Here is a 23925-nt window from a genome sequence, read left to right as displayed (position 1 = left end):
CGCCCCGCTCCCGGCACCGAGATCACGCAATTTGCGGGAAGTAGTGGCCTCCGGTGGGGCAGAGGCGACTACTTCCGGGAAGTAGCGCGGATCTTGCGGATCTTGACGCTGGTGGTGCATGTGGCCGAGCCCGCAGAGCGGGGATCTTGACCGGACGGGACGACCATGATCGGGTTGTGGCATGACGCAGCAGTGGCGGGCGCAGTTCGACGCGGAGGTGAGCTTCGCCAACGGCGGCGGGCTGCAGACGGACGGTTTCCGGCTGGACATTCCCGGCCGCACGATCACCGACGACGAGCTGGCGGCGCTGTTCGTCCGGCATCTCGGGCTGCTGATGGTCGCCGACGTCCGGATCAGCAACAAGACGATCATCGAGGAGCCGCACAAGGGCGGCCGTGGCCTGGACACCTCGGCCGGCACCGCCGCCGCGACCAGCCCGGCCGCCGAGGCCGGCGCGGTGGGCACGGATGGTGCCACCGGCCCGCACGGTGCGGGTGGACGGCGGCTGGTGGAGCTGAGCCACGTGATCGCCGACGGGATGACCACCCTGCCGGGCTGGCCGGCTCCGCGGATCACGGAGTGGCTGACCCGCGAGGCGTCCCGGGCCAACTACGCCCCGGGCACCGAGTTCCAGGTGGCGCGGATCGACATGATCGCCAACACGGGCACGTACCTGGACACTCCGGCGCACCGCTACGCCGAGGGCGCCGACCTCGCGGGCACGCCGCTGGACCGCCTCGCCGACCTCCCCGCGATCGTGGTACGGGTGCCGGCCGGCACCCGCGCGGTCGACCGGCTGCTGCTCGCGCCGTACGACGTCGCCGGGCGGGCGGTGCTGCTGCACACCGGCTGGTCGGCGCACTTCGGCACGGACCGGTACGGCGCCCCGGAGGCGCCACACCTCACCGAGGACGGCGCCCGCGCCCTCGTCGAGTCGGGCGCCGCCCTGGTCGGCATCGACTCGATCAACATCGACGACATGAGCGCGGCGGCGGCCGGCGAGCGCCCGGCGCACAGCACGCTGCTGGCCGCCGGCGTCCCGATCGTGGAGCACCTGACCGGTCTCGACGCACTGCCTCCGGAGGGTTTCCGGTTCACGGCGGCCCCGCCGCTGGTGGCCGGCATGGGCACCTTCCCGGTCCGCGCGTTCGCCACCATCCCGGCCTGACCGCCCGCCCCGGCCTGACCGCCCGTCCCAGCCTGACCGTTCAGTACCGCACGGAGATCCGGCGCGCGACGGCGTCGACGCGGACCTCCCCGCCGTACGGGACGATCAGCTGCGGGTCGGTGTGGCCGAGGTCGACGTCGAACACCGCCACGGCGTCCGGGTGGTAGGCGGCGAGCGCCCGGGTGATCGCCGCCCGCTGGGCGTCGGCCCACTCCCGCCGCTCCTCGACGGTGTGCGGCCGCTCGAAGTCCCACGCCTTCGCCCGGCCCACGAGCACGGCCGGGAACGCGGCGAGCAGCCCCCGCTCCCCCATGTCGCGCATGATCCGGAACACCTCGGTGGCCGAGGGCAGTTCCTCCGAGGTCTCGACGATCAGCACCGACCCGGCCAGGTCCCGGGCCGGCGGGACCCGGTCGGCGGCCATCAGCCCGTGCAGGATCTCCAGGTTGCCGCCCCAGGTGCGCCCCTCGACCACGGTCGACGGTCCCTGCCAGCGCCAGCCCTCCCCCGGCAGCATCTCCGGCTCGTGGGCCAGCGTCGCCGGGTCGCGCCAGTCGTTGGGCCGGTCGCCCCACTCCGGCGCGGGCGTGAGGTCGTACCAGCCGGAGGTGAAGAGGGCGGCGCGCAGCGAGTCGAAGGTCAGCGGGTGCGGCCGGCCGGGCCGGCCCAGGTGCACCAGCACCGACCCGCCGTGGTAGCCCACGATGCCCAGCCGGTGCAGGTGGTTGAGCAGATTGGTGTTGTCGGAGTAGCCGAAGAACGGCTTCGGGTTCGCCCGCAGCACGGCGTCGTCCAGGTGCGGGGTGACCGTGATCTGGTCGTCGCCGCCGACCGTGGCGAGCACGGCGGTGATCGTCGGATCGGCGAACGCGGCGGTCAGGTCCCGCGCCCGGTCGCGCGGGTCGGCGCCCATCACCCGGGTGGTCGGATACTCCACCGGCTCCAGGCCGAACTCCTCGCGCAGCCGACGCAACCCCAGCTCGTACACGTGGGGAAAGATCGCGGGTAGGCCGGCGGAGGGTGAGACGACCGCGACCCGGTCGCCCGGGCGGGGCTTGGGAGGGTAGTTCGGCGACGTCATGATCGGACGCTATCGGGCCGGCCGAACAACTTCCCCCTGAATAACTGCGGCGAAAACCGCGCAAACCGCCCTAGGCTGACGGCGTGGACCAGGAAGCACGCAGCCGGCTGCGCACCGCGGCACTGCTGCTCGGCACCCTGGCGCTCGCCACCGCGTTCATCGCCGCCTACGCGGGCGCGCTGCACCAGCCGACCCCCCGTGACGTGCCGGTCGGGGTGGCGCTCGGCGACCAGAAGGCCCAGGCCCTCCTCGCCGCCGTGCGCAACCAGACCGACAGGATCAAACCGATCCAGTACGACGATCCGGGCGCCGCCGACGACGGCCTGACCACCCGCGAGGTGTACGGCGTGCTCGCCACCACGCCGGAGGGCGGGCTGGTCCTCACCACCGCCAGCGCCTCCGCACCCGCCGCGACCGACGTCGTCGCGCAGGTGCTCGGCACCGCCGCCCGGCAGGCGGAACTCCCGCTGCGGGTCACCGACGAGGTGCCGGTGGCCGAGGCCGACCCGCGCGGGCTCGTCCCGTTCTACCTGGCCGTCGGGTACGTCCTCGGCGGGTATCTCGCCTCCACCGTCCTCGGGCTCGCGGGCGGCACCGCGCCACGGGGGCCGCGCCGCGCCGCGCTGCGGCTCGCCGCGCTCGCGGCGTACAGCCTGGTGCTCGGGGCCCTCGGCGCGGTGGTGGTCGGACCGCTCCTCGGCGTCTGGGACCACGATCTGGTGGGCGTCGCCGCCGCCGGAGCGCTGGCGGTGTTCGCGGCGGCGGCGGTCGCCGCCGCGGTCCAGGGCTGGCTCGGGCTGCTCGGCACCGGCCTGGTGATCCTGCTGCTGGTGGTGCTCGGCAACCCCGGCTCCGGCGGCATCTACGCCCCCGAGTTCCTGCCCACCTGGCTGCGCGGCATGCACCTGTGGAACGTGCCGGGGCTGGCCACCGACCTGCTGAAGTCCGTCATCTACTTCGACCGGCGGTCGACCGGCTGGCCGCTCACCGGGCTCGCGCTGTGGTGCGCCCTCGGCGCGGTCGGGCTGCTCACCGCCAGCGCGGTCCGGGGCCGTCGGGCGATGCCGGACCGCCCGCCCGACCGGCCCGTGCCCGCATCGGACTGAGCAGCCCGGACCCGTCGCGCGTCCGGCGCGGCCCCGGCTCCTGGGCGTGGGGAGGCGACCGGACCGACGTGCTGCTGTCCGCGCCGACGGGCCCGACAGCCGACGAAGGGAGCGCCGAGCGACCCGGTCACCCGGGCGACACCTCCTCCGGCGGCTCGACGGGCCGCCCGGCACGGTAGATCCGGATGTCGCCCTCGTACCCCTGCCTGCCGGTGAACACGACGGCCGCGAGCATGCTGCCATCGGGCGACCAGGCCAGGGCGCCGACATCGGTGCCCTGCGCCCGGCAGCGCATCAGCAGCGCACCGTCGGAGACCCGCCACAGGTCGATCAGCTCGGTCTCGTAGCTTTTCCGAATCGGGTTCCGGCGCCCGACCGCCAGGTAGGCGCCGTCGGGCCGGACGATCGCGGCCTGGCCCCCGGCGCCGGTGATCGTCTTCAGGACCTCCCCGTTCGCGAGATCCAGAACGTGCACGTCCTGCCCCTGCGGAACGAACATCCGGTTCTCGTCGGCGGTGAAGGAGACCCTTCCGGCCCACGCCTTGCCCCTCGGAAGGTGCAGCAGTCGCGCTTCGCCGGACGAGGACAGCACGTCGACCCAGGCGCCGTAACCGGTGAAGCCGCCGTAACCGCCGTCGGCACGGTGGCGACCGAAGCCGGTGTCGGCGCGGTGGCGGCCCGTACGCGAGCGGGCCTCCCGCGGTTGCGGGGGGACGTCCACCTCCGCGCCGGTGTCGACGTCGTGGGCGCGGGTCGGGGCGTCCGCATCGGCTGCCCCGCCGCCCTCGATGATCCGCCCGGTGATCCGGTGGGTGCCGGGCACCCACTGGATGTCCTGGCCCCACAGGGGGCTCTCCTTGACGCGAAGGTGTTCGCTCCAGTCGTCGGTGCGGAACACCACCAGCTCGCAGCCCTGGTTGGTCACCGCGAGGTATTTGCCGTCGTCGGAGAAGGCCAGGTCGCTGGGCGTGCCGTCGTCGGTGCGGCCGCCGCGGAAGGGGTCCAGCGTCACCGCGGGCTCGCGCAGGTCGAGCACCGTGGGCGCGTCGGCCTCCAACACCTGGTCGCTGAGGATCGGATACCCGGCGGTGGCCCAACCGCGGCCCGGAGTCAACGTCTCCAGCCAGCGCGGGTCGGTGACCTCGACGTCGTAGTCGGCCTGCACGAGCAGGTCCTCGTCGGGCCAACCGCCGTCACGCTCGTAGTAGAAGTCGTGCAGACGTGCCCAGTCGCCGTCGGCTACCGGGAGGTTCCGGGTCGTCACCCGGTCGACCCGCCGGACGTACCGGTGGGCGTTCGTGGCCAGCCAGTCCTCGTCCAGGATCTGGTCCACGTTGATCATCCGCAGTGGATGGAGCGCGGTGATCGGCTCGAAGCGCATCGCGCCCCACAACTCGTGCAGGAAGAAGCCCGGATCGTCCGGGAGTGGCGGGTGGGTCCGGCCTTCGGCGTCGTAGTACACGACGAAGACGCGGAACCTGGCGCGCGACGCGTCGGCGGCGACGTCGAGGACGCGGACGCCGTACAGATCGGTGGACATGCGGCCCTTCCGGACGAGCAGGTATCGACAGGATCGGCATGATCTCGTCCGGGTACGACATGTCGTCCGACCACCGCCAGGGCCCTTGGGCCGAATATCGGCGCTAGCCGACTTGTCGGGCAGTAAGGATATTTCCGCCATAAGCTGGCCGCGTGGGCGAGCAGGAAGGGCGGGGGCCGTCTCACGCGCCCGGCCCGGGCGCGGATACCATCAGCCTGAACGGACAGCGCTGTCCTTCGTACTCACGTAAGGAGCGCACCGTGACCGACCAGCACGACCACGACGGCCCCGACGCCGCGCTGCGGGCCGACATCCGCCGCCTCGGCACGCTGCTCGGGCAGACCCTCGCCCGCCAGGAGGGCCGCCCGCTGCTCGACCTGGTCGAGGAGATCCGCGCGCTGGTGCGCTCCGACGCGCCCTCCGCGGCCCAGCGCCTCGCCGGCCTCGACGTCACCACCGGCACCAAGCTGGCCCGCGCCTTCTCCACCTACTTCCACCTGGCCAACATCACCGAGCAGGTGCACCGGGGTCGGGACCTGCGCCGCCGCCGGGCGATCCAGGGCGGCTGGCTGGACCAGGCGGCCAAGATGATCGCGGAGCGCGGGGTGCCGGCCGAGGAGATCGCCGCGGCGGCCCGCCGGCTGGCGGTACGGCCCGTCTTCACCGCGCACCCGACCGAGGCGGCCCGCCGGTCGATCCTGTCGAAGTTGCGCGCGATCGCCGACGAACTGGACGCCGAGACCGCCAACGCGATCCTCTACGGCGCCAGCGACGAGGGCCCGGCCAACCGCCGCCTCGCCGAGCTGCTCGACCTGATGTGGCAGACCGACGAGCTGCGGCTCGACCGGCCGGACCCGACCGACGAGGCCCGCAACGCCATCTACTACCTGCGCGACCTGTACGCCGAGGCCGCCCCGCAGGTGCTCGACGACCTCGCCGACACGCTGCGCACCCTCGGCGTGGAGACCTCCCCCACCGCCCGGCCGCTGAGCTTCGGCACCTGGATCGGCGGCGACCGCGACGGCAACCCGTTCGTCACCCCGACCGTGACCCGCGAGGTGCTGACCATCCAGCACGAGCACGGCATCGCGGCCACCGAGAAGGCGATGGACCACCTGATCAACGAGGTGTCCGTCTCCCGGCGGCTGCGCGGGGTGTCGCTCGACCTCTCCGCCAGCCTCGCCGCCGACCTGGACGCGCTGCCCGAGGTGGCGCCCCGGTTCCGCCGGGTCAACGCCGAGGAGCCCTACCGGCTCAAGGCCCGCTGCGTGAAGGCGAAGCTGGCCAACACCCGGCAGCGGCTGCGACAGGGCACCGCACACGTGCCCGGCCGGGACTACCGCGGCTCGGCCGAGCTGATCGCCGACCTGGAGCTGCTGCGCGCCTCGCTGGCCCGCAACGCCGGCCAGCTCACCGCCGTGGGCCGGCTCGCCTCGACCATCCGTACGGTCTCCGCGTTCGGGCTGCACCTGGCGACCATGGACGTGCGGGAGCACGCCGAGGCGCACCACGCGGTGCTGGCCCAGCTCTACGCGGCCGTCGGCGAGGTCTCCGACTACCCGTCGCTGACCCGGCTCGAGCGCACGAAGCTGCTGGCCGACGAGCTGACCGGGCGTCGGCCGCTCTCCACGCTCGACACCCCGCTGACCGAGGCGGCACGCAAGACGTTCGACGTGTTCGGCACCATCCGCGAGGCGCAGGACCGGTTCGGCAACGAGGTCATCGAGTCGTACATCATCTCGATGACCCTCGGGGTCGACGACGTGCTCGCGGCGGTGGTGCTGGCCCGCGAGGCCGGCCTGGTCGACGTGCACAGCGGCCGCGCCCGGATCGGCTTCGTGCCGCTGCTGGAGACCCCGGCCGAGCTGAACGCCGGCGGCGAACTCCTCGACGAGCTGCTGTCGCTGCCGGCGTACCGGGCGCTGGTGGCGGCCCGCGGTGACGTGCAGGAGGTGATGCTGGGCTACTCCGACTCCAACAAGGAGGCCGGCATCACCACCAGCCAGTGGTCGATCCACCGGGCCCAGCGCGCGCTGCGCGACGTGGCCGCCCGGCACGGCGTGCACCTGCGGCTCTTCCACGGTCGGGGCGGCACGGTGGGGCGCGGCGGCGGGCCGACGCACGAGGCGATCCTGGCCCAGCCGTACGGCACCCTGGACGGCGCGATCAAGGTGACCGAGCAGGGCGAGGTCATCTCCGACAAGTACTCGCTGCCGTCGCTGGCCCGGGAGAACCTCGAGCTGACCCTGGCCGCGGTGCTCCAGGCGACGCTGCTGCACACCGCGCCCCGGCAGCCCGCCGAGATGCTGGAGCGCTGGGACGCGACGATGGAGACGGTCTCCGACGCGGCGTTCCGGTCGTACCGGTCGCTGGTGGAGGACCCGGACCTGCCGGCGTACTTCTGGGCGTCGACGCCGACGGAGCTGCTCGGCGCGCTGAACATCGGCTCCCGGCCGGCGAAGCGGCCGAACACCGGGGCCGGGCTCGCCGGGCTGCGCGCCATCCCGTGGGTGTTCGGCTGGACCCAGACCCGGCAGATCGTGCCCGGCTGGTTCGGGGTGGGCTCCGGCCTGGCCGCGGCCCGCGCCGCCGGCCTGGAGGACGTGCTGGCCGAGATGCACCGCAACTGGCACTTCTTCCGCACGTTCCTGTCCAACGTGGAGATGATGCTCACCAAGACCGACCTGAGCATCGCCCGCCGGTACGTCGAGACGCTGGTGCCGAAGAAGCTGCACCCGATCTTCCACCAGATCGAGCAGGAGTACGAGCTGACCAGGCAGGAGGTGCTGGCGGTGACCGGCTCCCCGGCGCTGCTGGACAGCTCTCCGGTGCTCCAGCGCACCCTGGCCGTCCGCGACACCTACCTGGAGCCGCTGCACCACCTCCAGGTGGCCCTGCTGCGCCAGTACCGGGAGTCCGGGGCGGCGGGCCGCGCGGTGGCCACCGCGCCGGGCGGCCGGCGCGCGCCGAACGACGGCACCGCGCTGGAGCGGGCCCTGCTCACCACGGTCAACGGCATCGCCGCCGGCATGCGCAACACCGGCTGAGGCCGCGGCGGGGCACGGGTGCGCAACCCCGCCGCCCCGCCCGCACGCGCGCGAGGGCCCCGGTCACGCCGACCGGGGCCCTCGTCCGTCACCCGTCGACGCGGTCAGAAGTCGCCGCCGCCGAAGTCGCCCCCACCGAAGTCACCGCCACCGAAGTCACCGCCACCGAAGTCGCCCCCACCGAAGTCACCGCCCTGGTCGCCGCCACCGACGTCGCCGCCCTGGTCGCCGTGGTCGGCGCCGTCGCCGAAGCCCTCCTGGTAGCCGGCCTCGTAGCCGTAGCCCGGGTCGGCGAAGGCGGGCGAGAAGAGCGCGTCGGCGATCAGCAGGCCGCCGACCACCCCCGCGCCGGCGCCCAGCGCGGTCTTCCACCACGGGGTGGAGTACCAGCCCGCCGGCACCGGCCGGCCCTGGAACCGCCCACCGGGGTAGTAGTAGGGCGTGTCCTGGCCGGGCCGCGGGCCGGCCTTGAAGGTCTGGCCCTGCACGTCCACCTGGCGTTCCCTCGTCAGCTCGCCGGCGCCCTGCGCCGCCGCCAGCGGGGGCAGCTCGGGGCCGGGGTCGATGCCGAGCGCCACCCGGGCGGCCCGGGCGTACGTCAGCCCCTCCAGCGCGGTCTCCCGGGCCAGGCGGTACTGCTGGACGGTCCGGGCCTGTTCGAGCTGGCTGCCGGCCGCGTTGTAGCGCTCGCCCGCGTCGACCAGCGCCTGGCGCACCGCCGGGTGGTCGCCGTGCAGGTTCATCACCTGTCCGCCCAGGCGCTCGTACCAGCGCTGGGCGTCGGCCCGCACGTCGGCCAGGCTGCGCGCCTCGCGGGCGGCGCGCTCCCGCCGCAACCAGACGAACGCCCCCACCAGCAGCACCACCACCAGCACCGCCACGAGCAGAAGTTCCATGGCACGAAGGTACCCGCGCCGACCACGTCGTACGCCTCCGGCGGTGCCCCGCGCGGCCCGGGCCCGCCGGCCCGGCGACACGCGCCGGCCGCGTCCCCGGCGGCACCCGCCGCACTCGTCTGGCAAGCTCCGGTGGTGGACTTCTCGACGCTGGCCGTGGTGCTCGTCTGCCTCGCCGCGGGAGGGGCGGTGGGCTGGTTCGCCGCCCGCGCCCGTTCGGCCACCGACATCGCGCGGCTGGACGCCACGCTGCGGGCCACCCGGGAGGGCGAGGGCCGGCTGGAGCAGTCCATGCGGGCGCTCAGCTACGAGGCGACCGCCCAGTCCCAGGAGGCCGTCGCCCGGGCGGTGGCCCCGCTGCACGAGACGCTGCGCCGCTACGAGCAGCGCGTCGCCGAGCTGGAACGGGACCGGATCGACGCCTACGCCGAGCTGCGCGAGCAGGTCCGCGCGATGAGCAGCGTCTCCGGTGAGCTGCGCACCGAGACCAAGCAGCTGGTGGCGGCCCTGCGGGCGCCCCAGGTGCGGGGCCGCTGGGGCGAGCACCAGCTGCGCCGGATCGTCGAGGCGGCCGGCATGCTGGAGCACTGCGACTTCTCCGAGCAGGTCACCGCCGCCACCGACCACCAGGGCGTCCGCCCCGACCTGGTGGTGCGCCTGCACGGCGGCCGGTCGGTGGTGGTGGACGCCAAGGCGCCGTTCGACGCCTACCTGACGGCGATGGAGGCCCGCGACGAACGGGGCCGCGACACCCACCTCGACGCGCACGCGCGACACCTGCGGGCGCACGTCGACGCGCTGGCCGCCAAGTCCTACTGGGCCGCCTTCGACAGCACGCCGGAGTTCGTGGTGCTCTTCGTGCCGGCCGACCCGTTCCTCGACGTCGCGTTGCAGCGCGACCCGACGCTGCTGGAGCACGCGTTCGCCCGCAACGTGGTGCTGGCCACCCCGGCCACCCTGGTCGCGCTGCTGCGCACGGTCGCCTACTCGTGGCGGCAGGAGGCGCTGGCGCGCAACGCGGTGGCGGTGCACTCGCTGGCCCGCGAGCTGTACGGGCGACTGTCCACCCTGGGCGACCACGTCGGCAAGCTGGGCTCCTCGCTCGGCGGCGCGGTGACCGCGTACAACCGGGCGGTCGGGTCGCTGGAGTCCCGCGTCCTGGTGAGCGCCCGTAAGCTGGCCGAACTGGGGGTCTCCGACCAGGAGCTGGCCGCGCCGGCGCAGATCGAGTTGGCCCCCCGCCAGCCGCAGGCTCCGGAGCTGCTCGAAACCGCCGACGCGGACGCGCCGACCGGTCGGTCGACACTGGACTGACGGCCGATACCTACCACCTCCGATGTGACAATGCGCATCCCCGCATGTCACGAAGTGGTCACAACGAACTCGCCGGTAGTGACAGTGACCAGCGGCAGCACGAAGGATTCGGTCACGCGCGCCCTGCATCTGAGGGCCCTGTTCTCTGGAGGAAAGAGAACGTGAGCAAACCCCGAAACCTGAGCCGGCGTACCTCCGCCGCGCTCTTCGCGTCGGTTGTGGCGGCCAGCGCCGTGACCGTCGCGGGCGGTGCCGCGAGCGCCGCACCGACCGCCGCACCCGACACCTCGCAGGCCACCCCCGCCGAGGCGCTGGGCTCGCACGACGCCAAGCTGCTCGCCGAGGCGGAGGCGAAGAAGGCGCCGACCGTCACGCTGATCGTCGCCACCGACAAGGGCGAGGCGAAGGACGTCGCCGACGACCTCAAGGCGCTCGGCGCCGCCGTCACCGAGCGGTACGACAGCATCGGATACGTTCTGGCCAAGGTCCCCACCTCGAAGGTGCTGAAGGCGGCCACGCTGCCCGGCGTCTCCGCTGTGGACCTGGACGAGACCATCCAGCTCCCCGACCCGACGCCCGAGGTGGCCCCCGGCGGCAAGAAGGCGGCGAAGCAGGCCGCGACCCTGCCCGGCCCCGGCGCCGACACCCCGGCCGCGAACCCGTACATGCCCACCCACGAGATCGGCGCGGTCGACTTCGTCCGCGAGCACCCGGAGTGGGACGGCCGCGGCGTCACGATCGGCATCATGGACTCCGGTGTGGACCTCGGCCACCCGGCGCTCCAGAAGACCACCACCGGCGAGCGGAAGATCGTCGACTGGGTCACCGCGACCGACCCGTTCGAGGACGCCACCTGGCGCGCCATGATCACCGAGGTGACCGGCCCGACGTTCACCGCGTCCGGCGCGACCTGGAAGGCCCCGGCGGGCACCTACCGGTTCAACCGCTTCGCCGAGTCGGTGACCGCGAACAGCGACCCGGCCGGTGACGTCAACCGCGACGGGGACCGGACCGACGCGTTCGGCATCCTCTACGACCCGGTCACCCACAACATCTGGGTCGACACCAACCAGAACAACGACTTCACCGACGACGCCCTGATGCGGCCCTACAAGGAGAAGTTCGACGTCGGCCACTTCGGCACCGACAACCCGGCGACCGCCGTCGCCGAGCGGATGCCGTTCGTCGTCGAGTACCGCGAGGACGTGGACACCTCCCCCGTCGGCGGCCCCGGCCTGGTCGACTACGTCAACATCGGCATCGTCGAGAGCACCCACGGCACGCACGTCGCCGGCATCACCGCCGCCAACGACATGCTCGGCAACGGCGCCTTCGACGGTGCCGCGCCCGGCGCCAAGCTGGTCTCCGCCCGCGCCTGCTCGTGGGGCGGCGGCTGCACCTACGCCGCCCTCACCACCGGCATGGCCGACCTGGTCATCAACCGCAAGGTCGACGTCATCAACATGTCGATCGGGGGCCTGCCGGCGCTGAACGACGGCAACAACGCCCGCGCCGAGCTCTACAACAACCTGATCACCACCTACGGCGTGCAGATGTTCATCTCGGCCGGTAACTCCGGCCCGGGCCTGAACACCATCGGCGACCCGTCGGTGGCGTCCAACGTGGTCAGCGTCGCCGCGAGCATCAGCAAGGACACCTGGCTGGCCAACTACGGCTCCGTGGTGAAGCGGAAGAACGCGCTGTTCAACTTCTCCTCCCGCGGCCCGCGCGAGGACGGCGGCGTCAAGCCGAACATCGCCGCACCCGGCTCCGCCATCTCCACCGCGCCGACCTGGCAGCTCGGCAGCCCGGCACCCGAGGCCGGCTACCCGCTGCCCCCGGGCTACGCGATGCTGAACGGCACCTCGATGGCCTCCCCGCAGGCCGCCGGCGCCGCCGCGCTGCTGCTGTCGGCCGCCAAGGCGACCGACAAGGGCGTCACCCCGGCCGCGCTGCGCCGGGCGATCTACTCGTCGGCCAAGCCGATCAAGGACGTCCCGACGTACGCCCAGGGCTTCGGCATGTTCAACGTGCCGGGCGCCTGGAAGCTGCTGCGCAAGGGGGTGGAGACCCGCTCCTACACCTCCGACGCCCCGGTCTGCACCGTGCTCTCCGGGCAGCTCGGCACCCCGAACCGGGGCGCCGGCGTCTACAACCGCTGCGGCTCCGCCGACGGCGGGCACCGGGTCGGCCAGTCGAAGACCTACCAGGTCAAGATCACCCGTACCAGCGGGCCGGCCGGCACCGTGAAGCACGTGGTGGGCCTGCGCGGCAACGACGGCACCTTCACGGCGCCGACGACCGTCTCGCTCCCGCTGAACACGACCGTCACCGTCGCGGTCACCGCCAAGCCCGCCACCGCCGGCGCGCACGGCGCGATCATGACGATCGACGACCCGGGCACCTCGGTGATCGATTTCGAGGTCTCCACCGTCGTCGTGGCCTCGAACGACGTGAAGAAGCCGGACTACTCCTTCTCGGCCGAGGGCTCGGTCGACCGGAACGGCTTCACCTCGTACTTCGTGACGGTGCCCCCGGGCGCCGGTGCCCTCCAGGTGAACCTCTCCGGCATCGCCACCGGTTCGCAGACCCGGTTCATCGCCTTCAACCCGTACGGCGTCCCGGTGGAGAGCACCTCCAGCCTCGCCTGCTACACCAACTTCTCCGACGCCAACGCCTGCAAGCCGCAGGAGCGCGACTACCAGAACCCGATCGCCGGGGTCTGGGAGATCGAGGTGGAGTCCCGCCGGACCTCGCCGTCGCTGAACAACCCGTACCAGCTCACGGCGCGGGTGCAGGGTGTCGCCGTCGAGCCGGCCGTGGTCGAGCTGCCGTCGGTCGCCGCCGGTGCGGCGACCCCGGTGACCTGGTCGCTGACCAACACCTTCGGCCCGGTCGCGGTGACCGGCCAGGGCGGCCCGCTCTCCAGCGTGCACGCCGAGCGGCCGACCATCGTCGAGGGCGCGTCGCAGGAGTTCACCGTGGAGGTGCCGGCGGGCGCGACCCGCTTCACCGCCCGGATCGGCAACCCGGCCAGCGCCGCCGCCGACCTCGACCTCTACGTCTTCCGTGGGACCACGGAGGTCGGCCGGGCCGCCGACGGCGACTCGGAGGAGGCCGTGACCATCAACAACCCGGCGGCGGGCACCTACCGGGTGGTCGTCGAGGGCTACGCGGTGGACGGAGCCGGTGGCAGCACCGCCTACGACTACCGCGACTCGTTCTCCGCGGCGGCGCTGGGCAGCCTCTCGGCGCCGGCCACCCCGCTCACCCTGGCCAACGGCGCCACCGCCACCCTCACGGGTACGGTGACCGCCCAGTCCACCCCGGCCGCCGGCCGGGCGCTCTTCGGTGAGCTGTCCGTGGTGACCACCGAGGGCGCGGTCGTCGGCCGCGGCGCCGTCTCCATCGGCGCCGTGAACTGACCCGTCCCGCACCGGAACACCGGAGCCCGCCCCCGCCGGGGGCGGGCTCCGCCCGTCTCCGGTCCGGTATGGCGGGTGTGCCGGCGGTCAGCCGCGGCGGGCCGTCTCCACCACGAAGGGGGTGCCCTGCTGGCAGGTGGTGAACATGTCGGGCTGGGCCCGGCCGGTGACGGTCACCTTCGCGCCCGCCTTCAACACGTCGCGCGGCCCGCCGATGAGCAGGTAGTTGTCGATCAGCAGGCAGTTGGGCTCCACGCCGGGGGTGACGGTCCCGGTCAGCGTGGTGCCGCCCGCCGACGGCGGCCTCGTCGGCCCGCCGGGGCGCTTCGTGGGTGGCGGCAGGGCCGGGCCCGTCGGGTCGACCGGGTCGCCGGGGGGCGGCGGTACGCCCGGAGTGCTCGCGTCCGGGCTGGGCGGGCTGGTCACCGGGTGCGCTCCTGTCGGGGTCGGGCTGGGGGTGCCGCCGCCGTCCTGACCGCCGCCGCAGGCGCTCAGCGCCACGCAGACGGCCAGCGCGGAGACGGCGAGCCGAAACGTCCTCATACCCGTATCGGACGCAGCGAAGCCCGCTGCCGTTCCCGACCGGGGCCGGTCAACCGCCGGGAACCCGACGCAGCCCCCGCCGACCGGGACCGGTGCACCAGCCAGGAGCCCGGCGCGGCCCCCGCGACTGGGACCGGTCGACCGCCGCGGAATCCCCGCGCCGTCCTCCGTGCCCCAGGCCGGTCAGCCACGGGCCGCGGCGGCGGCCTTCATGTCCCGCTTGAGCTCCTGCGGCAGCGAGAAGGTCAGCCGCTCGTTGGCGGTCACCACCTCGTCCACGTCGGTGAAGCCGCGTGCGGCCAGGTGGGCGAGCACCTCCTGCACCAGTTCGTCCGGGACGCTGGCGCCCGAGGTCAGCCCGACCGTGCGCGCCCCCTCCAGCCAGGCGTCGTCGATCTCGTGCGCGAAGTCGACCAGGTGACCGGCCCGCGCACCGGCGTCCAGGGCGACCTCCACGAGGCGTACCGAGTTGGAGGAGTTGCGCGAGCCGACGACGATCACCACGTCGCACTCGGGCGCGATCTCCTTGACCACGTGCTGCCGGTTGGAGGTGGCGTAGCAGATGTCGTCGCTGGGCGGCGACTGGAGCATCGGCAGCCGCTTCTTGAGCCGGGCCACCGTCTCCAGCGTCTCGTCGACCGAGAGGGTGGTCTGGGAGAGCCAGACGACCTTGTTCGGATCGCGGACGGTGATCCTGTCGGCGTCCTCCGGGCCGTCCACGAGCTGGATGTGCTCCGGGGCCTCGCCGGAGGTGCCGATGACCTCCTCGTGCCCCTCGTGGCCGATGAGCAGGATGTCGTAGTCCTCGGCGGCGAACCGCTTCGCCTCCTGGTGCACCTTGGTGACCAGCGGGCAGGTCGCGTCGATCGCCTTCAGCGAGCGCGCCCGGGCCTGCTCGTAGACCTCCGGCGCCACCCCGTGCGCGGAGAAGATGACGGTGGCGCCCTCCGGCACCTCCTCGTTCTCCTCCACGAAGATCGCGCCCTTGGCCTCCAGGGTCTGCACGACGTGCTTGTTGTGCACGATCTGCTTGCGCACGTAGATCGGCGCGCCGTAGAGCGTGAGCGCCTCCTCCACGGTCTGCACCGCGCGGTCCACGCCCGCGCAGTAGCCGCGGGGCTTGGCCAGGAGCACACGCTTGCCGGTCCGGGACGTCGCTTCAGCCTGAGTCACCCGCCCATCGTACGTGCCGCCCCGGATCGCGACATCGGCTGCGACCGCCGCCACGGCGCGGGCCCGCGCCGTGGCGGACGAGCGCACCGGCAGCGCGCACGGCCGCCGGCGACCTCCGGACGACCCCGTTCGGCGCCCCGAGCGGCGAGATCTTGGTAGGGACGGGCCCTCGGAGGGCCGTTTCACACCAAGATCTGCGCGCGGCCGCGCCGACGCCGCGACGCCGGGAGTGTCCGGGGCGGGCCGTAGGGTGGGCGGGTGAGCACAGGCGAGGTGGGGCGGAGCACGTCCGAGGAGCCGTGGCCGGTCCGGGTGGTCAGCCAGAAGGTCGGCGCCTGGATCGCCCGGCTCGGCTGGGTGTGGGTGGACGGGCAGGTGGCGCAGATCAGCCGCCGGCCGGGCGCCACCACCGTCTTCCTCACCCTGCGGGACCCGTCGGCCGACCTGAGCCTGACCGTCACCACCAACCGGGACGTCCTCGACGCCGGCGCGCCGGAGCTGCGCGAGGGCGCCCGGGTGGTGCTGCACGCCAAGCCCGAGTTCTACGCGGCCCGGGGCACGCTCAGCCTGCGCGCCGACGAGATCCGCCAGGTCGGCCTCGGCGAGCTGCTGGCCCGGCTGGAGAAGCTCAAGAAGCTGCTCGCCGCCGAGGGGCTCTTCGACCGGGCCCGCAAGCGCCGGCCGCCGTTCCTGCCCAACCGGATCGGGCTGATCACCGGCCGCGCGTCGGCCGCCGAGCGGGACGTGCTGACCAACGCCCGCCGGCGCTGGCCGGCCGTGGAGTTCCGCACGGTCAACGTGGCCGTGCAGGGGCCGAGCGCGGTCCCGCAGATCGTCGACGCGCTCAAGGTGCTGGACGCCGACCCGACCATCGACGTGATCATCATCGCCCGGGGCGGCGGCGGCATCGAGGACCTGCTCCCCTTCTCCGACGAGGCGCTCTGCCGGGCGGTCTTCGCCTGCCGCACGCCGGTGGTCAGCGCGATCGGCCACGAGACGGACGCGCCGCTGGTCGACTACGTCGCCGACCTGCGCGCTTCCACGCCGACCGACGCGGCGAAGCGGGTGGTCCCGGACCTCACCGAGGAGGTGCGCCTCATCCGGCAGGCCCGGCACCGTCTGGAGCGCGCGGTGCACAACCTCGTCGACCGCGAGTCGCACCGGCTCGACGGGCTGCGCTCCCGGCCGGTGCTGGCCCGGCCGCAGGTGATGGTCGACCAGCGGGCCACCGACCTGACGGCGCTCAGCCAGCGGGCCCGGCGCTGCCTGGACCACCGGCTCGCCGCCGCCGACGACGACCTGCGGCACACCCTGGCCCGGTTGCGGGCCCTCTCGCCCGCCGCCACCCTCGACCGGGGCTACGCGATCGTCCAGCGGGCCGACGGCCACGTCGTGCGCGCGGCGTCCGAGGTGGGCAAGGGCGACGCGCTGCGGGTCCGCCTCGCCGACGGCGAGCTGGCCGCCACGGTCGACGGGTGAACGGGGTACGCAAGCGGATGTGGTGGGATGGCAGCGATGACTGACGAGAACAAGGACGAGCGCCTCAGCTACGAGCAGGCCCGCGCCGAGCTGGCGTCGGTGGTCGAGCGGCTGGAGGCGGGCGGCACGACGCTGGAGGAGTCGCTGGCGCTCTGGGAGCGCGGCGAGAAGCTGGCCGGGATCTGCCAGCGCTGGCTGGACGGCGCCCGGGCCCGGATCGACGCCGCCCGGCAGGAGTCTGCTTCTTGACGTCCGCGCCGGGCGGGCCGGGGACGCCGAACGGGGCGGCCGGAGCCGCCCCGCGCCCGCGTCGACCGCGTCAGTTGAACAGGTTGTAGAGCTCGGCCGGCGCCTCGACCACCTGGTCCGCCGGCGGCTTCCGCGCCGCGGTGGCGCTGCCGTAGTCCGAGTAGGTGATCCGGATGTCCTGGGCCTTCGTCTGGCCGGCGGCCGGGATCTGGATGACCATCTCGCTCAGCCGCCCCTGCGGGTCGAGCTTCGCGGTGAAGGGCACCGACTTCGCCTGCGCCCCGAGGGCCGTGATCACCGTCGGGTCCACCGAGCCCGCCTCCGCCGCCTTCGACACGTCGATGGTGCCGGCGTACGCGCCCTCGCCCGTCTGCCGTACCTCCGTGATGCCCTGGGTCAGCACCTCGCTGCCGGCCGGGTCGACCTTGTCGAAGTCGAAGCCCAGGTTCCGGTTGCCCTTGATCCGGGTCTGGTCCAGGTGCTGGTACTTGCCGAGGTTCAGCTTCTGCACGCCCGGCAGGCTGCCGGCGGTCGTGCCGCCGAGGTCCACCTTCACCCAGCTGTCCGGCTTGTAGTGGACGAGGTCGAGCTTCATGAACAGGTCGTCGGTCGGCTTGCCGACCGTCACCCGCATCTCGGCGCTCTGGCTGGGCTCGTGCACCTGCCCCTCGGCGGTGGAGCCGGCGCCGGACATGGTGAACCGGAAGTTGCCGTTGCTGATCTCGCGGGTGGAGGCCAGCAACGCCTGCTTGGCGTCACCGGGGACCGGGGTCGCGGCACCGGAGGGTGCCGCGGTGCCGGACGCCGAGACGGTCGGGGAGGCGGACGATCCCGCCTCCGGGGTCCCGGTGGCGTTGCAGGCGGCCAGACCGGGAGTGAACAGCGCGGCGGCCACCAGGCCGGCGCTCAGGCGTCGAACAGTCATGCGTGTCTCCCACGTGGGTCACCCGACGCACCTGGCGGCGGCCGGAAACCGGGCGACGCACCACGCCGGCTGCGTCGCACGGGCCCCGGTTGCCGGGGCGGCCGGCCGGGCCCGCCCCCCTGTTGTTCCCTGCCGTCGCGTCGCACAATCACCGTTCTGTCCGGTTGCCCCGGTCGGCTGACCCGGAACGCGAAAACGGGCGGCCGGAGCCGCCCGTTTCCCGTCGTGCCGCTCGTTACTTGAGCATCTCGTACGTCGAGGCCGGGGCCTCGACCACCTTGTCCGCGGAGGGCTTCTGCGGGGTGGTGGCGTTGCCGTAGTCGGCGTAGGTGACCGTGATGTCGTGGGCCTTGGTGTCACCGGCCGCCGGGACCGAGATGACCAGCTCGGTGAGCCGGCCCTGGGCGTCCAGCTTGGCGGTGAAGGGCAGCGACTTGGCCTGCGCGCCGAGCGCCTTGACCAGGTCGGAGTCCAGGGCCGCCGAGTCGTCGCCCACGGCGGACGCGTCCAGCTTGCCGGCGTAGGTGCCCTCGCCGGTCTTCTGCACCTCGGTGATGCCCTTGGCGAGCGCCGCGCTGCCGGCCGGGTCCACGTCCTTCATGTTGAGGCCGAGCTCGCCGGCGTCCTTGACCTTGGACTGGTCGAGGTGCTGGTACTTGTCCTTCATCTTGTCCGCGCCCGATATCATCGCCCCCAGGTCGCCGAGTTCCAGCTTCACCCAGCTGTCCGGCTCGATGTAGATCATCTCCATGCCGAAGGTCGAGCCGGAGCCGTCGTCGACCTTCATCGTGAACTCGGCGCTGTTGCTGGGCTTGTGCACCGAGCCCTTGCCGCTGATGCCGCCACCGGAGATGGTGAAGTTGAAGTTCCCCTTCTCGATCTCCTTGGTGGAGGCGAGCACCGCCTCCTTCGGGTCGGCGGGGATGGCGTCGGCGGCCGACGCTGCCGAGCCGGCGGCGGCCGGCTCGGCAGCGTCCGACTTGCAGGCGGCCAGGCCGGGAACGAGCAGGGTGGCGGCAAGCACGCCGACGCTCCACCGTCGAATGTTCACAGTCGTCTCTCTTCGCAGAACGTAAGCACCGGGCCGACCACGGGCCGCCGGGCAGTGAGCCGGGGCAGCGTAGCCGATCCGGCCGACATCCGGGGGGTGCCTGGGAGCGGTCAGCGGATCGATCCGGCGAGGTGCCGCAGCTCGTTGTCCCGGGCGTCACCGACGACGATCACCGTGCGGTTCGGTTCGAGCAGCACCAGCGCCTGCTCGTTGGGCCGCCCGGTGTACCGCTGCCAGGTGCGGCCGCCCAGGTCGGTCTGCCCCTGCGGCTGCCCCTCGGCCGTCAGCTCGGTCGGCAGCAGCCGCTCCGGCGGCACGCTGCTCTGCACCAGCTGGGCACCCCGCCCCTCGGGGGTCACGTAGCCGAGGCGCAGGCTCGCCCCGCCCTCGACGGTCTGGAAGTTCGCGCTGACCGTCTGCCACCCGTCGCCGAGCTCCACCGGCTCGCTGACCGGGAAGGCGTTGGCGGCCCGGGCCGACTCGACGGCGGGCGCCGGGTCGACCGTGACCGGCTGGTCGCCGCCGAGGAACCCCCGGTGGAAGGCGAGCAGCAGGGCGATCGGGACCAGCAGGATGAGCAGCGAGAGCGCCATGTCCTTCGGCGACCGCTCCGACTTGCGGGCGTCGACCGCGGGCGGCGGCGCGGGCAGCTCGCCCGTCTCCGCCGCGCCGTCGGCCGGCACGCGCCCCGCCGCGCCGGCGGGTTCCACCAGCGCCGGCTCCCCCTCGGGTACGGCGGCGGCCGGGGTCGGGGCGGCCGGCGGCTGGCCGTCCGGCGGGGTCTGGTCGGCGGGTACGCGATCGGCAGGCTGTGCGGGTTCCACCCCGCCATCTTCCCGCACCGCCCGACCGGCCGTATCCGGGCCATCACCGCCCCGGCCCGGCGCCCGGTCAGCCATCGTGTGAGGATCAGCGACACACCCGGCAGCGGCGACGCCGCATCCTGCCGCCCCGCAACGTCGCGAGGAGGAGCCGTCATGACGAACACCACCAGGACGCGGATCCCACAGGATCTCGACCGCAACCTCGCCCTCGACCTGGTCCGGGTCACCGAGGCCGCGGCGATGGCCGCCGGCCGCTGGGTCGGCCGGGGTGACAAGGAGGGCGGCGACGGCGCCGCCGTCGACGCGATGCGCAAGTTGATCAACTCGATCCCGATGCGGGGCGTCGTGGTCATCGGCGAGGGCGAGAAGGACAACGCCCCGATGCTCTTCAACGGCGAGGAGGTCGGCGACGGCACCGGGCCGGAGGTGGACGTCGCGGTCGACCCGATCGACGGGACCACGCTGATGAGCAAGGGCATGCCGAACGCCCTGGCCGTGCTCGCGGTCGCCGAGCGCGGGGCGATGTTCGACCCGAGCGCCGTGTTCTACATGGAGAAGCTCGCGGTCGGCCCGGCCTACGCGGACGTGGTGGACATCAACGCCGGGGTGGCCGACAACCTGCGCCGCATCGCCAGGGTCAAGGGCACCGACATCTCCGAGGTGACGGTCTGCGTGCTGGACCGGTCCCGGCACGACGACCTGGTCGCGCAGATCCGGCGCGCCGGGGCCGGCATCCGCTTCATCTCCGACGGCGACATCGCGGGCGCCATCGCCGCCGCCCGCGGCGAGTCGGACGTCGACGTGCTGATGGGCATCGGCGGCACCCCGGAGGGGATCACCGCGGCCTGCGCCCTCAAGTGCATGGGCGGGGTGATGCAGGCCAAGCTCTGGCCGCGCGACGCGGAGGAGCGGGAGAAGGCGCTCGCCGCCGGGCACGACCTGGACCGGGTGCTGACCACCGACGACCTCGTCACCGGCGACAACTGCTTCTTCGTGGCGACCGGGGTCACCTCCGGCGACCTGCTGCGCGGCGTCCGCTACCGGGCCGGTGGGGCGTACACGCAGTCGATCGTGATGCGCTCGAAGAGCGGCACCATCCGCGTAATCGACTCGTACCACCGGCTGGAGAAGCTGGCCCTCTACTCGGCGGTGGACTTCGACGGTCGTCCCCTGGCAGAGCAGGAGTGACCGTCACCGGGACGCCGGCCCCGCCGACTCCGTCGGCGACGCGCCGGATCGCCGGCGTGGGCCTCGCGACCGCCTCCGGGGTCGCCGTGGCCGTGCAGTCCCGGATCAACGGCGAGCTGGGCGTACGCCTGGCCGACGGGATCGCCGCCGCGGTGGTCTCGTTCGGCGTGGGCCTGCTCGTGCTGCTGGTGCTGGTCCCCGCCACCCCGGGTGGGCGGCGGGGCCTGGTCGCCCTGCGTGCCGCGCTCGCCGACGGCGCGCTGCGCCCGTGGCAGTGCCTCGGCGGGGTCTGCGGCGCGTTCCTGGTGGCCACCCAGGGGCTGACCATCGGCACCCTGGGTGTGGCGGTCTTCACGGTGGCGGTGGTCGCCGGCCAGTCCGGCAGCAGCCTGGCCGTCGACCGGGCCGGGGTCGGCCCGAACGGACGCCAGCCGGTCACCGCCCAGCGGCTGGCGGGCGCGGCGCTGACCGTGGTCGCGGTCCTGCTGGCCGTCGGCGACCGGCTCGGCGACCCGGGCACCCTCGGGCTGGCGCTGTTGCCGCTGCTCGCCGGGGTGGCCATCGCCTGGCAGCAGGCGGTCAACGGCCGTGTCCGGATGGCCTCCGGCAGCGCCCTGACGGCCACGCTGGTCAACTTCGCCGTCGGGATGGCGGCCCTGCTGGCGACCTTCGCCGTTGACGTCGCGGTCCGCGGCTGGCCGGCGGGCGACCTGCCGACCGAGCCGTGGCTCTATTTCGGCGGCCCGATCGGGATCGTGTTCATCGCGGTCGCCGCCGCGATCGTCCGGTTCACCGGCGTGCTGTTGCTCGGCCTGGCCAGCATCGCCGGTCAGATCGTCGGCGCCGTGCTGCTGGACGTGCTGCTGCCCACGACGGCCTCCCACCCGAGCGTCACCACCCTGCTCGGCGCGGCGCTGACCATGGTCGCGGTCCTCGTCGCCGCCCTGGCCCCGCCCGCGCCCCGCCGGCCGGGTCACCCGGCCTGAGGCGTCCCACCGCCGGCCACCCGGCCGTCGCGCCGCATGCCGTCGCGCCGCGTGCCGTCGCCCCCGTCGCGCCGCGTGCCGTCGTGCCGGAAGGCTGTCGCGCCGCATCGTGGTCGTGCCCCGCCGCCGGGGTCAGGGGGTTCGCGCCGGCCGGGTGGCGGGGGCGCGGAGGGCCGCGACGGTTTCGGCGAGGACGTCGTCGAGGGGGGTCGGGTCGATGCCGAAGGTGACGGTGGCGGCGGTGGAGTCCAGCACGAACGGCCGGTCGAACTGGTAGGCCACCTCCCGCATCTCCCTGGCCGTCGGGTCGAACAGCCCGCCCAGCCACAGCACCAGCCCGGGCATCCGGGCGAGCTTCGGCGCGGGCGCCCCGGCGAGCGTCGCCGCGCGGACGGCCAGCTCGCGGATCGGGACGGCCGGCGTCGTCGGCACGTGCCAGGCCCGGCCCCAGCCGCGCTCGTCGGTGGCCGCGGCCACCAGCGTGCGGGCCACGTCGCCCACGTACGTCCAGCTGTGCGGCGCGTCGAGGTCCGCCGGCACGAGCGCGCGCCGGCCCGCCACGACCCGGGGCAGCACCAACATGCTCACCAGCGACTGGGCGCCGGCGCCCAGGTAGTCCGAGCCCCGCACCTCGGTGATTCGGGCCCGGCCCGCCCCGTGGGCGGCGAGCGCGTCGGCCCACATCCGCACCCGCACCTGCCCCTTCACGCTGCTCGGCCGCAGCGGCGTCGCCTCGGTCATCGGGGCGTCGACGGGACCGTAGCCGTAGAGGTTGCCGACCGTGGCGAGCACCGCCCCGCTTCGCTCGGCGGCGGCGAGCAGTGCGGCCGCCAGCGGCGGCCAGTCGGTGCTCCACCGGTGGTAGGCGGGGTTGGCGCAGTTGTAGAGCGCCGCCGCGCCGGTGGTCGCCGCGGCCAGCCGGTCGGCGTCGGTGGCGTCCGCGGCGATCCGCTCGACCGCCGGGTGCTCCGGCCCGCTGCCCCGGCGGGTGACCAGCCGCACCCGCTCGCCCCGATCGGCGAGGAGGCGGGCGGTGGCGGTGCCGACGGGGCCGGCGCCGACGATCACGTGCAGTGCCATCAGGGGTCACCTTTTCAGGGCGGCGATACGTTTCGAGAGCGGTGCTCTCGTTCGACACCAGCATGCACCCACCGCCACGCCCGCGTCAAGAGCAGCGCTCTCGATTTTGATCTGCGCTCTCGTTCGTGGCAGGGTGGGGGCATGGCTGCACCCTCGATCCGCGCCCGGGTCCGCGCCGAGATGATCGACGAGATCAAGGCCGTCGCGCGGCGCCACCTCGCGACCGACGGCGCCAACCTGTCCCTGCGCGCGGTCGCCCGGGACATGGGCATGGTCTCGTCGGCGATCTACCGCTACTTCCCCAGCCGCGACGACCTGCTGACCGCGCTGATCATCGAGGCGTACGACGCGCTCGGGGACGCCGTGGAGGCGGCCGACGCCGGCCGCGACCGCCTCGACCTGCGCGGGCGCTGGCACGCCGTCTGCCGCGCGGCCCGGGAGTGGGCGCTCACCCACCCCGCCGAGTACGCCCTGCTCTACGGCAGCCCCGTGCCCGGCTACGCCGCGCCGGCCGACACCATCGGCCCCGCCCAACGACCTCCACTGGCCCTGGTCGGCATCCTCCGCGACGGGTACGCCGCCGGCCGGATCGACCCGCCGCCCGCCAGCGAGCCGCCCGAGCCGCTCCGGGCCGACCTCGCGGACCTGGGCGGGACCCTGGGCGGCGGGCTGCCCGAGGCGTTGCTCGCCCGGGGCATGGCCGGCTGGACGCAGCTCTTCGGGCTCATCAGCTTCGAGCTGTTCGGCCGGATCAACGACGCGCTGCCGCACCGGGACGCCTACTTCGACCACCAGACGGCACTGATGGCCGACCTGATCGGCCTCCCCCGGGCGGCCTGACGCACGGGCT

Annotated in this window: 19 protein-coding genes; 10 read left to right on the top strand and 9 right to left on the bottom strand. The window is 73.8% G+C overall.

The window, feature by feature from the left end:
- Positions 1 to 181 precede the first annotated feature (181 nt).
- On the top strand, positions 182 to 1168 hold the full coding sequence (locus tag ACGF7U_RS03730; protein WP_393102539.1) for a cyclase family protein: 987 nt from the start codon (positions 182 to 184) through the stop codon (positions 1166 to 1168).
- Positions 1169 to 1208: 40 nt separating this feature from the next.
- On the opposite strand, the gene ACGF7U_RS03725 is transcribed toward ACGF7U_RS03730, so the two are convergent.
- A complete protein-coding gene (locus ACGF7U_RS03725) occupies positions 1209 to 2249 on the bottom strand; it encodes a S66 peptidase family protein (protein ID WP_393102537.1) in 1041 nt (346 codons plus the stop codon).
- A gap of 83 nt (positions 2250 to 2332) precedes the next feature.
- Between ACGF7U_RS03725 and ACGF7U_RS03720 the strand changes: the two genes are divergently transcribed.
- On the top strand, positions 2333 to 3355 hold the full coding sequence (locus ACGF7U_RS03720; RefSeq protein ID WP_393102535.1) for a hypothetical protein: 1023 nt from the start codon (positions 2333 to 2335) through the stop codon (positions 3353 to 3355).
- 127 nt (positions 3356 to 3482) lie between these two features.
- Here ACGF7U_RS03720 and ACGF7U_RS03715 read toward each other — a convergent pair whose 3' ends face one another.
- Positions 3483 to 4895: a WD40 repeat domain-containing protein gene (locus ACGF7U_RS03715; RefSeq protein ID WP_393102533.1), complete on the bottom strand. Its 1413-nt coding sequence runs from the start codon at positions 4893 to 4895 to the stop codon at positions 3483 to 3485.
- 260 nt (positions 4896 to 5155) lie between these two features.
- On the opposite strand from ACGF7U_RS03715, the gene ppc reads away from it, so the two are divergent.
- Entirely contained in the window at positions 5156 to 7942 is a 2787-nt protein-coding gene (gene ppc / locus ACGF7U_RS03710) for a phosphoenolpyruvate carboxylase (protein ID WP_393102531.1), read from the top strand.
- 104 nt (positions 7943 to 8046) lie between these two features.
- Here the strand turns inward: ppc and ACGF7U_RS03705 are convergent, their stop codons facing one another.
- Positions 8047 to 8838, bottom strand: coding sequence for a hypothetical protein (locus ACGF7U_RS03705; RefSeq protein WP_393102529.1), 792 nt, complete (start codon positions 8836 to 8838; stop codon positions 8047 to 8049).
- A gap of 135 nt (positions 8839 to 8973) precedes the next feature.
- Here ACGF7U_RS03705 and ACGF7U_RS03700 point away from each other — a divergent pair, with 135 nt between their 5' ends.
- Together ACGF7U_RS03700 and ACGF7U_RS03695 are read left to right on the top strand one after the other, a co-directional pair.
- Positions 8974 to 10152 (top strand): DNA recombination protein RmuC, encoded by a 1179-nt coding sequence (locus ACGF7U_RS03700; protein ID WP_393102527.1) that lies wholly within the window; start codon positions 8974 to 8976, stop codon positions 10150 to 10152.
- Between the two features lie 161 nt (positions 10153 to 10313).
- Positions 10314 to 13577, top strand: coding sequence for a S8 family serine peptidase (locus ACGF7U_RS03695; RefSeq protein WP_393102525.1), 3264 nt, complete (start codon positions 10314 to 10316; stop codon positions 13575 to 13577).
- 87 nt (positions 13578 to 13664) lie between these two features.
- Here the strand turns inward: ACGF7U_RS03695 and ACGF7U_RS03690 are convergent, their stop codons facing one another.
- On the bottom strand, positions 13665 to 14120 hold the full coding sequence (locus ACGF7U_RS03690; protein ID WP_393102523.1) for a hypothetical protein: 456 nt from the start codon (positions 14118 to 14120) through the stop codon (positions 13665 to 13667).
- A gap of 183 nt (positions 14121 to 14303) precedes the next feature.
- Entirely contained in the window at positions 14304 to 15293 is a 990-nt protein-coding gene (locus tag ACGF7U_RS03685; protein ID WP_393102521.1) for a 4-hydroxy-3-methylbut-2-enyl diphosphate reductase, read from the bottom strand.
- 258 nt (positions 15294 to 15551) lie between these two features.
- On the opposite strand from ACGF7U_RS03685, the gene xseA reads away from it, so the two are divergent.
- Both xseA and ACGF7U_RS03675 read left to right on the top strand, forming a co-directional pair.
- Complete coding sequence (gene xseA, locus ACGF7U_RS03680; protein WP_393102519.1) at positions 15552 to 16772, top strand: exodeoxyribonuclease VII large subunit; 1221 nt, start codon at positions 15552 to 15554, stop codon at positions 16770 to 16772.
- Between the two features lie 36 nt (positions 16773 to 16808).
- The gene (locus ACGF7U_RS03675) at positions 16809 to 17021 is read left to right on the top strand and encodes an exodeoxyribonuclease VII small subunit (RefSeq protein WP_393102517.1); all 213 of its coding nucleotides are present in this window, start codon (positions 16809 to 16811) and stop codon (positions 17019 to 17021) included.
- A 70-nt stretch (positions 17022 to 17091) separates the two neighbouring features.
- Here ACGF7U_RS03675 and ACGF7U_RS03670 read toward each other — a convergent pair whose 3' ends face one another.
- The 3 genes from ACGF7U_RS03670 to ACGF7U_RS03660 form a co-directional block, all read right to left on the bottom strand.
- Positions 17092 to 17946 (bottom strand): hypothetical protein, encoded by an 855-nt coding sequence (locus tag ACGF7U_RS03670; RefSeq protein ID WP_393102515.1) that lies wholly within the window; start codon positions 17944 to 17946, stop codon positions 17092 to 17094.
- Positions 17947 to 18181: 235 nt separating this feature from the next.
- Entirely contained in the window at positions 18182 to 18997 is an 816-nt protein-coding gene (locus ACGF7U_RS03665) for a hypothetical protein (RefSeq protein ID WP_393102513.1), read from the bottom strand.
- 110 nt (positions 18998 to 19107) lie between these two features.
- Entirely contained in the window at positions 19108 to 19821 is a 714-nt protein-coding gene (locus ACGF7U_RS03660; protein ID WP_393102511.1) for a DUF4245 domain-containing protein, read from the bottom strand.
- Positions 19822 to 19974: 153 nt separating this feature from the next.
- Here ACGF7U_RS03660 and glpX point away from each other — a divergent pair, with 153 nt between their 5' ends.
- Positions 19975 to 21009: a class II fructose-bisphosphatase gene (gene glpX, locus ACGF7U_RS03655; protein WP_393102509.1), complete on the top strand. Its 1035-nt coding sequence runs from the start codon at positions 19975 to 19977 to the stop codon at positions 21007 to 21009.
- Positions 21006 to 21995: a DMT family transporter gene (locus ACGF7U_RS03650; RefSeq protein ID WP_393102507.1), complete on the top strand. Its 990-nt coding sequence runs from the start codon at positions 21006 to 21008 to the stop codon at positions 21993 to 21995. Before glpX ends, ACGF7U_RS03650 begins: the two co-directional genes overlap by 4 nt.
- A 132-nt stretch (positions 21996 to 22127) precedes the next feature.
- Here ACGF7U_RS03650 and ACGF7U_RS03645 read toward each other — a convergent pair whose 3' ends face one another.
- On the bottom strand, positions 22128 to 23075 hold the full coding sequence (locus ACGF7U_RS03645; protein WP_393102505.1) for an NAD-dependent epimerase/dehydratase family protein: 948 nt from the start codon (positions 23073 to 23075) through the stop codon (positions 22128 to 22130).
- A 141-nt stretch (positions 23076 to 23216) separates the two neighbouring features.
- On the opposite strand from ACGF7U_RS03645, the gene ACGF7U_RS03640 reads away from it, so the two are divergent.
- On the top strand, positions 23217 to 23915 hold the full coding sequence (locus tag ACGF7U_RS03640; RefSeq protein WP_393102503.1) for a TetR/AcrR family transcriptional regulator: 699 nt from the start codon (positions 23217 to 23219) through the stop codon (positions 23913 to 23915).
- Positions 23916 to 23925 lie beyond the last annotated feature (10 nt).

This window comes from Micromonospora sp. NPDC047670 (assembly GCF_043204915.1).
In the GTDB taxonomy this organism is placed as follows: domain Bacteria; phylum Actinomycetota; class Actinomycetes; order Mycobacteriales; family Micromonosporaceae; genus Micromonospora.
The sequence above is the reverse complement of the archived record's forward strand: the minus strand, read 5'-3'. Positions and strand labels throughout refer to the sequence as shown.

Excerpts from the sequence above, each read along its gene's own strand:
- ACGF7U_RS03690 (WP_393102523.1), bottom strand. The coding sequence starts at position 14,120 with ATGAGGACGTTTCGGCTCGCCGTCTCCGCGCTGGCCGTCTGCGTGGCG.
- ACGF7U_RS03715 (WP_393102533.1), bottom strand. The coding sequence starts at position 4,895 with ATGTCCACCGATCTGTACGGCGTCCGCGTCCTCGACGTCGCCGCCGAC.
- glpX (WP_393102509.1), top strand. The coding sequence starts at position 19,975 with ATGACGAACACCACCAGGACGCGGATCCCACAGGATCTCGACCGCAAC.
- ACGF7U_RS03640 (WP_393102503.1), top strand. The coding sequence starts at position 23,217 with ATGGCTGCACCCTCGATCCGCGCCCGGGTCCGCGCCGAGATGATCGAC.
- ACGF7U_RS03730 (WP_393102539.1), top strand. The coding sequence starts at position 182 with ATGACGCAGCAGTGGCGGGCGCAGTTCGACGCGGAGGTGAGCTTCGCC.
- ACGF7U_RS03675 (WP_393102517.1), top strand. The coding sequence starts at position 16,809 with ATGACTGACGAGAACAAGGACGAGCGCCTCAGCTACGAGCAGGCCCGC.
- ACGF7U_RS03725 (WP_393102537.1), bottom strand. The coding sequence starts at position 2,249 with ATGACGTCGCCGAACTACCCTCCCAAGCCCCGCCCGGGCGACCGGGTC.
- ACGF7U_RS03645 (WP_393102505.1), bottom strand. The coding sequence starts at position 23,075 with ATGGCACTGCACGTGATCGTCGGCGCCGGCCCCGTCGGCACCGCCACC.
- ACGF7U_RS03705 (WP_393102529.1), bottom strand. The coding sequence starts at position 8,838 with ATGGAACTTCTGCTCGTGGCGGTGCTGGTGGTGGTGCTGCTGGTGGGG.
- ACGF7U_RS03670 (WP_393102515.1), bottom strand. The coding sequence starts at position 17,946 with ATGACTGTTCGACGCCTGAGCGCCGGCCTGGTGGCCGCCGCGCTGTTC.